Annotated in this window: 11 protein-coding genes and 1 pseudogene; 9 read left to right on the plus strand and 3 right to left on the minus strand. The window is 60.4% G+C overall.

The features are described from left to right. The first annotated feature begins 458 nt into the window (after nucleotides 1–458). The 9 genes from TM49_RS22545 (at nucleotide 459) to nusG (ending at nucleotide 6,227) form a co-directional block, all read left to right on the plus strand. Nucleotides 459–962: a hypothetical protein gene (locus tag TM49_RS22545; RefSeq protein ID WP_052699749.1), complete on the plus strand. Its 504-nt coding sequence runs from the start codon at nucleotides 459–461 to the stop codon at nucleotides 960–962. After that, nucleotides 959–1,180 (plus strand): hypothetical protein, encoded by a 222-nt coding sequence (locus TM49_RS07570; RefSeq protein ID WP_045680289.1) that lies wholly within the window; start codon nucleotides 959–961, stop codon nucleotides 1,178–1,180. Before TM49_RS22545 ends, TM49_RS07570 begins: the two co-directional genes overlap by 4 nt. Before the next feature lie 72 nt (nucleotides 1,181–1,252). Continuing rightward, nucleotides 1,253–1,810, plus strand: a complete 558-nt coding sequence (locus TM49_RS07575) for a GcrA family cell cycle regulator (RefSeq protein ID WP_045680290.1) — start codon at nucleotides 1,253–1,255, stop codon at nucleotides 1,808–1,810. Nucleotides 1,811–1,815: 5 nt separating this feature from the next. Continuing rightward, nucleotides 1,816–2,586, plus strand: coding sequence for a hypothetical protein (locus TM49_RS07580; RefSeq protein ID WP_244464857.1), 771 nt, complete (start codon nucleotides 1,816–1,818; stop codon nucleotides 2,584–2,586). Continuing rightward, a complete protein-coding gene (locus tag TM49_RS22550; RefSeq protein ID WP_144409503.1) occupies nucleotides 2,583–3,371 on the plus strand; it encodes a hypothetical protein in 789 nt (262 codons plus the stop codon). The genes TM49_RS07580 and TM49_RS22550 overlap by 4 nt, the downstream gene beginning before the upstream one ends. Further along, nucleotides 3,371–4,423, plus strand: a complete 1,053-nt coding sequence (locus TM49_RS22555; RefSeq protein ID WP_052699751.1) for a hypothetical protein — start codon at nucleotides 3,371–3,373, stop codon at nucleotides 4,421–4,423. The genes TM49_RS22550 and TM49_RS22555 overlap by 1 nt, the downstream gene beginning before the upstream one ends. After that, on the plus strand, nucleotides 4,407–4,850 hold the full coding sequence (locus tag TM49_RS07595; RefSeq protein ID WP_045680291.1) for a hypothetical protein: 444 nt from the start codon (nucleotides 4,407–4,409) through the stop codon (nucleotides 4,848–4,850). Before TM49_RS22555 ends, TM49_RS07595 begins: the two co-directional genes overlap by 17 nt. Continuing rightward, nucleotides 4,840–5,589, plus strand: a complete 750-nt coding sequence (locus tag TM49_RS07600; RefSeq protein WP_045680292.1) for a hypothetical protein — start codon at nucleotides 4,840–4,842, stop codon at nucleotides 5,587–5,589. Before TM49_RS07595 ends, TM49_RS07600 begins: the two co-directional genes overlap by 11 nt. Before the next feature lie 8 nt (nucleotides 5,590–5,597). Continuing rightward, nucleotides 5,598–6,227, plus strand: a complete 630-nt coding sequence (gene nusG / locus TM49_RS07605) for a transcription termination/antitermination protein NusG (RefSeq protein ID WP_052699752.1) — start codon at nucleotides 5,598–5,600, stop codon at nucleotides 6,225–6,227. Between the two features lie 979 nt (nucleotides 6,228–7,206). On the opposite strand, the gene TM49_RS22560 is transcribed toward nusG, so the two are convergent. The 3 genes and pseudogenes from TM49_RS22560 to TM49_RS22960 form a co-directional block, all read right to left on the minus strand. Beyond that, on the minus strand, nucleotides 7,207–10,422 hold the full coding sequence (locus tag TM49_RS22560; RefSeq protein ID WP_052699753.1) for an EAL domain-containing protein: 3,216 nt from the start codon (nucleotides 10,420–10,422) through the stop codon (nucleotides 7,207–7,209). A gap of 511 nt (nucleotides 10,423–10,933) precedes the next feature. Then, nucleotides 10,934–11,554 (minus strand): sensor histidine kinase, encoded by a 621-nt coding sequence (locus TM49_RS22565; protein ID WP_244464858.1) that lies wholly within the window; start codon nucleotides 11,552–11,554, stop codon nucleotides 10,934–10,936. Nucleotides 11,555–11,587: 33 nt separating this feature from the next. Further along, a pseudogene (locus TM49_RS22960) lies at nucleotides 11,588–12,373 on the minus strand (PAS domain-containing protein); the annotation flags it as partial. Between the last annotated feature and the right edge of the window lie 58 nt (nucleotides 12,374–12,431).

The raw sequence follows: 12,431 nt of genomic DNA on the forward strand, positions 1-12,431 counted from the left end.
GGGTGCGGTCTGTCGGTTGCCCCGACGCCTCTCTCCCCATCCCCCCAATCCGCGTGTGTCCAGAGATCCGCGCGGACACCTTGCCGGTTTCGTTCCGGTGAAGCCGTGCCAGTGTCTTTGCGTCAGGCACGGCCTTTTTCTTTTCCTGACATCCCACTTCGCGCGCGCCGAGCCACACCTCCCGTGGCCCGTTGCAGCGCGCGACGCACGGCCGGCCTTATGGCTGGCTTGTGCCGGGTGCGCCGGGGCAGGGCTTGTGGGAGCCTGCTCCGGCGCTGCGGTGATCTACGGTCGCAGGCTGCGGCCCTTCCTTCATCCTGTCCTTCCCGACTGCGCCCGCCCTAGCGGCTCTGTTCGACTGATCCGACCCTAAATCGCCATCCACCGTCCCGCCATGGGAAACGACGCCGGGCCTTTCCCGGCGCGAGTGTCTTTTTGTGTCTTAGAAAGGGAGAGACATGGCCGAAGAACCTGCAATCGATCCGTTCATCCTCGCCATTCGCTGTGCCCAGCGTGACCTGATCCGCCGGGCCGGCGGGATTGAGCGCGTGGCCCTGATCACCAGCCGTTCAACCAGTGCCGTCGGCCGCTGGAACGGCAGGCGCGAAACCGACATCATGCCGATCCCGGTGGTGCGGATCCTGGAAGAGGATACGGATGCACCGCTGGTGACAGCGGCAATGGCCTCTGTGACCGGCCGCAGGCTTTCCGGTTCGGGAGAGCGACGAGAACGCGCGCTTTCGCTGATCCAATGCCTTGCCGGTGATCAGGCGAGTGAAAGCGATCTGACCGGCACCATTCTGGAGGCGCTTTCGGATGGCCATGTGACGCCGACGGAAGCCAGGCTTTGCCTTGAGAAGCTTTCCGACAAGGAGATCAGCCATGACCGGCTGAAGCGCTGCCTGATCGATGCGATTGCCGGCGGCGGTCTGGATGTTCTCAGTGGGAGGGCAGCACGATGAAGGGCGCCTTTCCCTTTGCCGAAGCACTCTCACACCGGGTGATGCCAGGCGAGACCAGACTGCGGCCGGATGCATGGCAGCCAGTCCGTGATTCTCAGACCATCCGGATCCTCCAGACCATCGATCCCGATCAACTGAGCGAAGACGAGATGGATGCGCTGTGCATGGAGGCTGTCGAGGCGGCGGTCGACTGGCGGCGAAAGCCGCGGTTCAGCTGATCGTTCCGCTCGGGTGTCCCGCCGCTTGTTTTGGCAAAGGGGCGGGCATCCCGAACGGAATGGAGAGGCTGGATGACACGCTGGAACCCTGAAGCGCTCGATCGGATGGCGAAGATGTATCGCGGAGGCGAGACCCTTGCGGTGATTGCTGCTGCCTTTGATGTCTCGCGTGGTGTGATTGCCGGTCTTGTCTCGCGCAATCCCGAACGCTTTCCCAAGGGGGCGGTCCCCCGAAAGCCGGGTCCGCCGAAGAAGCCGTTGAGCGAGAAGGCAAAGGCAGCAAAGAAAGCAAAGAGCGGGAAAACAGGGCGAGGGAGGGTCAAAGCGCCAACCCATAAACAGCCTGCCTACCCGACTGCAGAGGAAGAGGAGCAGGCAGCCGCGCGCCGGATTGAGGAACGCCGGCGTGCGGCCATCCGCGCCTATGACACCCGGCACATGCAGATTGCCGGATCCAAGACGGTTCCGTTCATCGACTGCGGCGAATTCCAGTGCCGTGTGATCATCACCGCTGGCGAGGATGCGCTTGGTCCCGACGCACCATGCTGCGGGAGACCGGTAGCAGAAGGCTCTGCCTACTGCCCGCAGCATCTGAAGCTGATGTACCGGACACCGGGGAGGGCGGCATGAACGGGATGGCGAAGACTGACAGCGCCAGTGCAGCAACTGCCGTGATCGCGGCAGATCATCCGATGCGGATCCTGATCGGCTGCGAGACATCCGGCGTGGTGCGTCGTGCCTTTGCCGCACGCGGCCATGATGTCTGGTCATGTGACCTTCTTCCGGCCGAAGACGGCAGCAACCGGCATATCGTTTGCGACATCCGGGATATCCTTGATGATGGCTGGGACCTTCTGGCGGTCATGCATCCGCCCTGTACGCGCCTTTGCAACAGCGGGGTGCGCTGGCTTTCCGGACCGCCGACCAATCCGCCAAACGAGGCAACGGCAGAAGAGCGGCAGGCATGGCCGGTCCTTTCGACAGAAGAGCGCCGCACCATCATGTGGCGGCTCCTGGATGAAGGGGCCGATCTCTTTGCGGCCTGCTGGAATGCGAAGATCGAGAGGGTTGCCGTCGAGAACCCTGTCATGCACCGCCATGCCAAAGCCCGCATTGCCGGCTATGCGCCTCCGGCCCAGACGGTCCAGCCCTGGTGGTTCGGCGACAGGGCCTTCAAGGCCACCTCGCTCTATCTGCGCGGCCTGCCGAAGCTGTCACCGACAAACAGGCTGACACCGCCGAAACCGGGAACGGATGATCACAGGCGCTGGTCGATCGTGCACCGCGCGCCACCCGGAACGGACCGCTGGCGTCTGCGCTCGAGAACATATCCGGGCATTGCCGATGCCATGGCAGAGCAATGGGGCGGTCATGCCGGCAAAGCCATGCAGGAGGCCTCCGCATGAGCCAGCTGTCAGAACAAACAAAACCAGCACAAGCGGTCCCTCGGCACATCCGCCACTTCGAACGCACCGGCATTGCCAGTGGCAGCGGCCAGGTGTCGGCACTGCGCATTGTCTGCGGCTGCTGTGAGGCGGCGGGCTATGTGCCGGCCACGGCAGCACTGCGGCAGGGAGAGCCGGCGGCGACCATTGCGGCCTTTGGCGCCCATGGCTGGCAGGTCGGTGCGACACCGGCCGAAGACCGCTGTCCGGCCTGTAGCCGCAAATCTTCTTCAGACAGGAAACAGACGACGAAAGGAGCCGGCAACATGGCGGCAGGACCGCGCAAGACAACGGCAAAGGTGGCAACGGCAAAGGGGGCGGCAAAGACGTCAGTGATCACTGCTTCGCCAACCCCGACCGAGGCTCCAGGTATCCAGGCTGACCTCCCGCCGCAGATGGGCCGGGATGATCGCCGGATCATCATGGAGAAGCTGGATGACGTCTATGGCGACAATGCCTATGGCGGCTCATGGACGGATACGACGGTGGCCCGTGACCTCAATGTCCCCCGGGCATGGGTGAGCGAGGTGCGAGAGGCCTTCTTCGGGCCTGAGGGCAGCAATCCGCTGCTGGATCGCTATGGGCAGGAAAGGGAAGAATTCGAGCGTCTTCATGCCGGCTTCATGGCCGCCCGCAAGCGCCATTGCGAGGCGCATGATCAGCTGGTGAAGATGGCGATGGACATCTCGAAGAAGGCCGACGAGATCAATCGTCTCGGCAAGCGGGTTGAACGGGAACTCGGCTGATGTCTGAGGTTGCCGCACTCATTGCCGATATGGTGCGTGCCGGGGTCGATGCCGATCTGATCGGCCGCACGGCGCAGGCACTGGCCGAGCGCGAACCTGTGTTTGTCGGATCCGACGACAGCACCGGAACGGGTATCGATGACGCTGGCAGCTCCTGCGGAGAGGCCGGCGCATCACGGCGTGCGCGCAACCGTCGCTACTATGAACGGCGCAAGGCGTCTGAACAGCGTCTTAAAACCACGGGTTCAGACACCGTTAAGACGCTTTCAGACGGGATTAAGACGCCAGACGGGCAGATTAAGACGGCATCAGACAGTTTTAAGACGCCTGCGTCTGAATTTAAGACGGTGACAGGTTTTGCTGGCGAACCGGCAAAAGAGAACACCCCCCACACCCCCCAAGAGAAAAATTCCCCCCTTAAAGAAAAGGCCCCTAAAGGGGCCCAAAAGAAAGTTCCCCCCGAACCGGCGGACAAGGGTCTGTTCGAGACAGAACCCGAGGCCGATCTCAGCGCCAAGCCGGACAGGGCAGGGGCTTTCGAGGCATTCGATGCAGACGAGGCAACCGATGCCAACCAACAAACCGGGTCATCCTCAGCCTCGACAGGCACAGACCGCAAACGCCGCTCGCGCCGTCATGGCGGTGACATCACCGGCCTGACAGCCGAGTTCGACACCCATGTCTGGCCGCTCTACCCGCAGAAGGTCGCCCGCAAGACAGCGGCAAAGGCCTGGGCCTCTGCACGTCAGCGCGCCGACTTCGACACGATCATGGACGGATTGAAGCGCTACGTCGCCAAACGCGATGACAGGCCGTGGTGCAATCTCTCGACATGGCTCAATCAGGACCGCTGGACCGACAGGCCGGCAGCAGCACCAGCCAGAGCGCCGCCATCACCCTCCGGCAGGCAATCACGCTCCGAACAGATCCGGGACCACAACAGGCGGGTCAGCGAAGCCCTCCACAAGCGCATGAGGCAGGACAATGGCAACGCAACTGCAGACATCATCGACATCGACAGATCAGACTGGACGGTTGAAGGCAGCGCTTGAACCGGCTGCAAGCTACCAGTCAGACCTGATGCTGACCAAGCTGATCGAACGCGGCTTCGTGGTTCCAGACAGTATCGATCCGGATATGGCGCCGGAGCTTTATGCCGAAGTGCTGTGCGGCAAGCCGATTGCCGCCATGCGCCGTGTATTCGAGAACCTCAGGCTTGGACGCTATGAGCGCTATCGCTCCTTCCTGCCCAAACCGGCAGAGCTTTCCGCCATGATCGATGAGGCCGCCCGGCATGACCGCGAGATGCTGGTGCTGGAGCGGGAACGACAGAAGGCCATGGAAGAGCGCAGGCGTCTCACCAGACAGATGAGCGAGGAGGAACGCGAACGCCGCCGGAAGAAGGCAGCAGCCGTCAGGGCGATGCTGGCCAATGCTGCAGCGGCCCGCATGGTGAAGGAGGAAGCCGATGAGCACTGAGAGCGATGCACCAGGCCGGAAGACTGTCAGAAAGGCCTTCCTCAAATTCTACCGGCAATGGCCGACCTTTGGCGATGACAGTGATGAACGCGCCTTTGCCGAATGGCAGGCGCTTCAACATTCAGAGCGTGAAGCGGCTGCCTCCCTGCTGCCCGCCTTTCTCAGCTTCTCGGCGATGAAGGGACAGACGGTGAAGTTTGCTGCCAGCACCTATCTGAAGGAACGGCGCTGGCAGGAGGTGCCGGAGGGGATGGAGGCAACAACAGGCCCTTCCATCGCCGCCACCTTCGGCAAGGCATGGATGGCCGAACGCTTCATCCGGCTTGCTGATCCCTGCGCCCGTCTTCCACCGCTGACCCGCTTCCAGGAAAGCGAGATTGCCGGTGGCAGGGCAGACCGCAAGGCACTCTGGCGCGAGCGCATGCAGAAGATGGGCTGGCCTGCCGTCAATGCCATGCATGAACAGGCCGTCCGCTATCCCGGACGCGGTGTCAGGGTCTCCCCGCAAACCGTGCTGCTTTCGGCAGACTTCGAGCAGGTGAGGGTGGATGGCAATCTGTGGCGGGCATGGGAGGCGGAACATCATGCCCATGGCTATCCATGGCTTCCCGATACGGGACGGGTGGAATGGGTCTACTTCCCGCCCATCTCAGATGAGGACGGACCAAAGGCAGCGCTTGCCGCCTTCTTCGACAGGCTGGAACGGATCGGACGGACAAGCGGGGCAGCAGCACAATGACACGGGATATGACGAGCCTTGAGGCCGAACTCGGCAAGGACAGCCTTCGGCGTCTGGAACGGGATGCAGCCCTCAGACGCATGCGCCTTGATGAGCAGCATGCCCTGACGGAAGCCCATGACCAGGCGACATGGTATGTGGCAGCGGTTCATCCGGGCCATGAGCAACAGGTGGAGATGGTTCTGAAGGATATTGGTGCCGAGGCACTTGTGCCGATGCGCAAGGGCAAACAGAGGCGCAGGCGCGGGCGGATGCTGCCGGTCAGGGACGAGGTGCTGATGACCGGCTATGTGCTTGTCCGCTTTGTCAGCACGGCGCGGGCTCTCAGGGGACTGCTGAGGCTTGATCATGTCATCGCCATTCTCGGTGGCTGGGAGACGCCTTACCCTGTGTCAGACGACAAGGTGGATCAGATCATGCGCAAGGCTGACAATGGCGAATTCGACTATGAGCGCCACAGCGATGTCGAAGTCGCAGCCGGCGATCGGGTGATCATTGGCGACGGGATCTTCGAGGGACAGGTCGGCACGGTGGTCACGGCCAACAGCAAGGGCAAGGGTGATGTCGTGGTCGAGGTTGATCTGTTCGGCCGGCTGACGCCGATGGTCGTGCCGCTTGCCGTGATCGCCAAGGTGTGAGCCAATACGTCTGACGATCGAAGATGATCCATCAGGATCTCGGCACGATCGCAGCGTATCAGCGGGACGGGTGCTCCGCATGAGACTGATGAGAGCGGGTTGCTTCGGTGGCCCGCTCTTTGTCGTCAGGGCAGGGGTCAAGCGTTCCGCGGGTCCTTCCTACAGCCCCTTGCCCTGCGGGTATTTGGCACCGCGCGGGTTGTCCAGTCTGAGCCTAAATTCGAAGCCTAAAGTCGGGGCTAAAGTTTAGGGTAGGGGTAAAGTGCGGCGTGGAGGCTTACGTGCGCCGATGTAGAGAACGGGGCATGTTGTCTATACGTTGTTGGATTTCTGAAAGTCCGGAATGGGGCAGCAACCGGACTGGCCGGTCCTGGAACTGGAAGAAGAAGTAGCTGCCATAAACCGTGAGTGGCCCCCATGACCGCTTCGCGACCCAATTCGATCGTTCGCAATGCTTCTGGCGCTGCCCGAGATCTGCGATTTGTTCAAGCTTCGCCAAATGGCAAAGTTGGGGGCGAAGTCACCGCCGAGTAAACCTTTCGGCGGCGACCTGAAGGCATTTCATGGCGAGGTTGATGTGACGTCGAGAAGGAGATTGTCCGGCCGCAGGTGCCGGGCTGCCAATCAATGCGCTAGCTTCATCCCACGCGAGAACCGAACGTCGGTCTCCGCCGGCATGCACGCATCCGGCCTTCCTTTCGGGGCTCAGTTCGTCGGGCCTTCGCGACCGGAGGTCTTGCTGCTGAATCTGGGCCAGGCGATGGCGATGATCACGGGAGGGCTGCCTGGCGTCGCTCGATCGAATGGGTAAACGCCCGGATTGCCGGTCTTTCGACCCAGGCTTGAGCCGTTTAGCAGAGCGGGTTGAATCGGTTTCGTTCAAGAGCAACGAAGAACAAGGAAATACATCATACTGGTGAAACCTGCCCACTCTCTCGTAACCTTCGGGTTTGTCCCGAAGGTCAACAAACTCGGCACCTCACCGTTTTGCGCCAGCGCCCGCAGCGCTCAGAATCGATGCGACGACCGTTCTCATACGCTGACCGGTTTCGTCGAGACTTGTCATGTAGTCGGCATCTTCGGCTGAAGGAAAGTCGTTTTCAGACAGGGATCGACGCGCGACCATATGCAGTTGATGGTGGATTTCCTCCAATATCTGCGCTTGCGGATAGGCTTTGCAAAGCTCCTGGCCGGCATCCGAATGCAGCCAGACGCCAAACCGGCACAAGGTATGATCAAGCTCTGGCGGCTCAAGCGAGCGATCGCTGATCGAAGCCTTGAGGCGGCGCATCCATGCGCGATGATAGGTGCAGGCGACCAGAAGCTGCACCATGTCTCGCGATATTGCTCCCTGCGCGCGCCATGCTTCAGGCGGCGACCAGTTCTTCACCCAATCGGGGACGAGATCCGCCGGCATCGGGCGTGCAAGAAAATACCCCTGAAAGGTTTCGCAGCCAAGTTGCCTGAGAACAATCCCTTGCTCCAGGGTCTCGACGCCCTCGGCGACAACCTTGCATTGCATGGCCTCCGCCAAACTCATGATGGCAATCAGGATCGAGAGAATGTCGGGATCGTCCGTCACCTCGGCGATCAGGCTTCGATCGATCTTCAGCGTCGAGATCGACAACCGCTTCAGTTGGGCAAGGGATGAATAGCCGGTGCCAAAATCATCAATGGCGAATCCAACCCCAAGCTTGGTCGCGCGGAAAATCGTCTCCACCACGTCCGGGTTTTCAACGAAGTCGCTGGTCTCGAGCAGTTCCAGCTCGACTTGCCCGGCCGAGACATGCGGGTTGTCCGCAAGGGCTGCCTCCAGGTTCGAGACGAAACGCTCGTCGAGCAACACCGGCAATGACACATTGATCGATATAGAGAGCGTCCTGCCGTTTCGGGTCCACTCATCAAGTTGTCCGATCGCGGTCCGGATGACCCATTTCGCCAGATCAAGGGAAACCGGATGCTGCTCGATCTGCGGCAGAAAAACGCCTGGCAGAAGAAGCCCGTTGGTCGGGTGGTTCCAGCGCAGCAGCGCCTCTAAACCTTCGACCGTGCCGGTTCTGGCGTTGACCTTCGGCTGATAGAAGAGTTCGAATTGCTCCTGCTCAAGAGCATGCCGGATCGCTCCGGCGTCGTACTCGTCTCCTTCCGAAATCTGCCCATCGTTCCCGCCGGCGACGTGGTAGCGGTTCTTCCCTTGGATTTTCGCCTGGTACATGGCGTGGTCGGCCCGCCTGAGCAGCGTCTCGGCATCCGCATACTCGTCCTGCCTGAGCAAAGCTATTCCGATGCTCGCCGAAACGCCATGACTACCCTGCGGTGCGTCAACCGGTTTGCTTGCAGCATTCAGAAAGCGTTCAGCGGCGGAAGTGCAGTCCTCAACACTTGTAATATTCACTAGAAGGGCTGCGAACTCGTCCCCGCCGATCCGCGCCACGGTATCCTGCGGCCTGACGCATTCAGCAAACCTTTCCGCGATCGTGATCAGCAGATGATCGCCCGCCGCATGGCCGAACTGATCGTTGATCTGCTTGAAGCCGTCGAGGTCGATGAACAGCACGGCGATCATCGTTCCGGTACCGGCCGCAGTCTCGATCGCTGCGGTGAGGCGTTCGTTCAGTAGCATTCGGTTGGGTATATTTGTTAGTACGTCATAATAAGCTGAACGCTGCAACTCTCCGAGATGGATCTTCTCATCCGTGATATTGCGCATGAAGGCGAAAACATTGTCGGTCTGATAGAGGTAAACGAGGTTCATCTCCACGAAGAGTTCTTGGCCGCTGGTGATTTTCAGGCCGGCTTCGACCCTGTTCTGTCCACGATGACTGATCTTGGCAAGCAGACTGTGCAAGTCGGCATCGACCTCTTCAAAACCTAGCTCCGAAATATTGCGGCCGATAATCTGTTGCGCGCGCCGGCCGATCAGGGAACAGAAGGCCTCGTTCGCCTCTTTGATACGCCCCTCGCGATCGAGAAGGATGAAGCTTTCGACGGAATTTCTCAGGATTGCGCGATATAGCTCGACGGACGACTGAAGCTCTTTCTCGGCCGCCGTTCGCAATTCCACCTCTTGCTGCAACGCTTCGGTCTTTTCGCTCAGGCTGGCATTTCTCTGCGCCAGGGCAGAGGCGGTCTGCTCCTCGCGAATGTGCGAGCGCGCCAGTCTCCAGCTGACGATTGCGAGCAGGCCGAGAACAAGCGCCGTGGCCATACCGCCCCGGCGCCAGGACGCACGCGCGATGTCGGCATAGTCCGCTCTTGGCAGAAAGTGGACGAGATACCATTGCTGCCCCTCATTCAGTTCTAGGCGAGCGAGATGACCCGCTCCGCCGGCATCCGCGCTTGCGCCCGATGGTGCGAACGGATCGACGGTCTTGAACGTCCATATTCCCTCCGCCGTCTCGATCTGTCCCTCTGCTTCACTCTGGATCGTGGCCCACATATCGGGATACTCGGCGCCAAGGCTCATGGCGGGCAGCCCGTACATAAATCCCCATTCGACAGCCAGGTTCGGCCCCGTCAGCCAGTAGCCATCCTTGTTCACCAGCCACAGGTTTCGCTCTCCCAGGGCCTGGAGTTCCGTCAACAGGGGGCGCGCCAAGTAGTTCAATACGATAACGCCGCGGCGAACGCCGGCCTCGTCGAAGACCGGCGTGGCAAAACGGATGACGGGTTTTTCTGGCGCCTCAACGATTCCGATCTCGATGTTGAGATCGAGCGGCGAAACGTAGATCCTGCCGCGATCCAGTTGTTCCGAATTCTGGAAGTAGTAGCGATTTGCCTTGTCCTGCAGGAGTTGACGATCGAGGGCTACGGTTTCGCCCCTTACATGGTCTATCCTCACCTGCTCCATGCCGGTTTCGTCAATCCACCTGATCTGGTCATATCGACCTTCCTCGCGCGCGAATGCGATCCAGTCGCGCTCCAGTTCGCTCCTCGTGGTTTCATTGTCATTCTCGAGCAGGCGGTTCAAAACGCCATTATTGGCCAAATAGGCAATATCCCTGATCGGCGCCTCGATATTGTTTTCGATAACCACTTCGCCGCGCGACACTGTTTCGTTGTTCTGGACGAGAAGGATTTCGATCTTGCTTGAGATGCTGGCTGTGATGGCCAGAAGAAGCGCCGCAATCACGATTATCGCCGGCGGCGCGAAGAAGACCAGAAGACGAAAAGCAAAACCCTTGCGTTGGAACACGATGCCATCCTCCCATGTGGTAGCCTTCTGATCCGCACACCAATCTAAGACCTTAGTGCGAGCCTCCGCATTGCTACCTTGCGCCGAGCCTAACACGTTGCGAACCCGGCAGGAATCCGATTCGTTCGTGCATTTTCTGGACAGACTGCAGGGAATTCTGCGGTTTGGCAAATGTCGCCGGGAAGGAGGCGACAGTAGCGGCAGGACCGCTGGACGCTTGTTTGTGGGGAATGGGCAACGATGCGAGAGCAAGATGCGCGCGTTAGCGAACTTTCTCAGATCTTGGGCTGTGCCCATCGGTTGACCTTCATCGCTGTGCGACGGACGCGACTTCAAAAAGTCCGATCCCGGCGCGCTGCGTACAAATAGCTTTCATTTTTTGCCGCAACGGTTTGCGACCGGATGAGGCCGCGCTGCGGCGGTCCAGCTCGACGGACGAAGTCCCGTTGGAAGCGGGCAGCGGATTGGTACGAAAATGCGCTGGAGATGGGCGTTATATTTGACAACCTGCTCAAAGCATAAGATCGGAGTCCTCGGTCTGTCCGGCTTGCGCGTCATAGATGGGTTTAGCCCGGGGAATCGTCAGCACAATCTCGAGGCCCAGGTCGCTCAAATTCCGCTCAAAACGACTGTCCAGTGCCGCGACCGTCGCGCGAGCCAGACGGCTGCCGAAACCATCGCCGGATGAGCCCTCGCGTTGCTGGCTCACTCCAGCCTTGCGCCATATGACATGTACGTCGTTGCCGACAGAGGATTCGTCCACCAGCACCTCGCCATCCGGGTCCCCAAGAGCGCCATATTTGAGGGCATTCGTTGCGAATTCGTGAAACAGCAGTGCGACGCTCGTTACGGCCGTGCGTCCAAGCGGGAAATCCTCCCCCTCCACTCTTACACGGGAAACACAGTCTTCCCCACGATAGGGTTCGGTTACGTCGTCGATAAGCTTATGCAGCGTCGCGGTGCGGTCGGAATCGTTTCCTGTCCTCGAAAGTGTCAGCGCGTGCGTCCGTGCGAGTGCTCTGAACTTGCTCTGCAGATCGGACACCAGGTCACCTACGGATGCCCCACCGCCCGCGCTAACTTTGACCAGGCCGCTAGCGAGCGCGAAGAGGTTCTTCACACGGTGGTCCATCTCGCGCAGAGGAAGGTCCTTCTGCTCTTCGGCCCGTCGCCGCACGGAGATACCCCTTGCGATCTTCGAGGCCCCGATCACCTTGCCAGTGCCATCGAAAATCGGCGACACGGACAGCGAGACATGGACCAGGCTGCCGTCCTTTCTCTGCCGCACGGTTTCTTAGTGCTTGAGCCCTTCGCCGCTGCGGATGCGAGCAAGAATCCGCAGCTCCTAATCCGGCCTGTCGAGCGGGATGAGAAGAGTGACTGGCCGTCCGAGTTCTTCGTCTTCGCGGTAGGCATAAAGGTGTTCGGCGCCACGGTTCGAGCTCGTGATGATGCCGTTCACATCCTTGGACAGGATCGCATGGTCCGACGATTCGACGATCGCTGCCAGGCGCTGGCTAGCGACCTCCGCGATCTTGCGGCCGCTGATGTCGACAAGCATGTTCACTGCACCGACGAGCGCACCGGATTTATCGAACAGCGGCGTAGGGTAGGCCAGAAAAGGAATGCGCGTGCCGTCGGGTCGCTCAACCTCCGCTTCTTCACCGCTGATCGCCCTTTGTTCTATCATTGCTACCACCATAGGGCACTGATCAAGCGGCAATGGCGTGCCGTCCGGACGGAAAAGCTTCCATGAGCCACAGAATTCGCTGCGGCCAATTCCGGGGCGCACCCCCCACATATTGGTCGCTGCTTGGTTGTAAAACGTGATCTTACCGTCGGCGTTGGTGAAGTAGATCGCCGCGGGCAGAGCCTGCAGCGTCTGAACGAGCGATACATTCCCCGGAAGTTCTCGCGCGGTAACTTGAGCGGGGGCTACCCGAAGCTTCAATCTCTAAGCTGGGTGAGAAATTCGGTTTGGTTCACATACCCGAGAAATATCACCTGCA

The sequence above is a fragment of the Martelella endophytica genome, from assembly GCF_000960975.1.
Lineage (GTDB): Bacteria > Pseudomonadota > Alphaproteobacteria > Rhizobiales > Rhizobiaceae > Martelella > Martelella endophytica.

What these genes read in the sequence shown, in the direction of transcription:
- TM49_RS22545 (WP_052699749.1), top strand. Translation starts at nt 459, where the DNA reads ATGGCCGAAGAACCTGCAATCGATCCGTTCATCCTCGCCATTCGCTGT.
- TM49_RS07570 (WP_045680289.1), top strand. Translation starts at nt 959, where the DNA reads ATGAAGGGCGCCTTTCCCTTTGCCGAAGCACTCTCACACCGGGTGATG.
- TM49_RS07575 (WP_045680290.1), top strand. Translation starts at nt 1,253, where the DNA reads ATGACACGCTGGAACCCTGAAGCGCTCGATCGGATGGCGAAGATGTAT.
- TM49_RS07580 (WP_244464857.1), top strand. Translation starts at nt 1,816, where the DNA reads ATGGCGAAGACTGACAGCGCCAGTGCAGCAACTGCCGTGATCGCGGCA.
- TM49_RS22550 (WP_144409503.1), top strand. Translation starts at nt 2,583, where the DNA reads ATGAGCCAGCTGTCAGAACAAACAAAACCAGCACAAGCGGTCCCTCGG.
- TM49_RS22555 (WP_052699751.1), top strand. Translation starts at nt 3,371, where the DNA reads ATGTCTGAGGTTGCCGCACTCATTGCCGATATGGTGCGTGCCGGGGTC.
- TM49_RS07600 (WP_045680292.1), top strand. Translation starts at nt 4,840, where the DNA reads ATGAGCACTGAGAGCGATGCACCAGGCCGGAAGACTGTCAGAAAGGCC.
- nusG (WP_052699752.1), top strand. Translation starts at nt 5,598, where the DNA reads ATGACGAGCCTTGAGGCCGAACTCGGCAAGGACAGCCTTCGGCGTCTG.
- TM49_RS22565 (WP_244464858.1), bottom strand. Translation starts at nt 11,554, where the DNA reads ATGGACCACCGTGTGAAGAACCTCTTCGCGCTCGCTAGCGGCCTGGTC.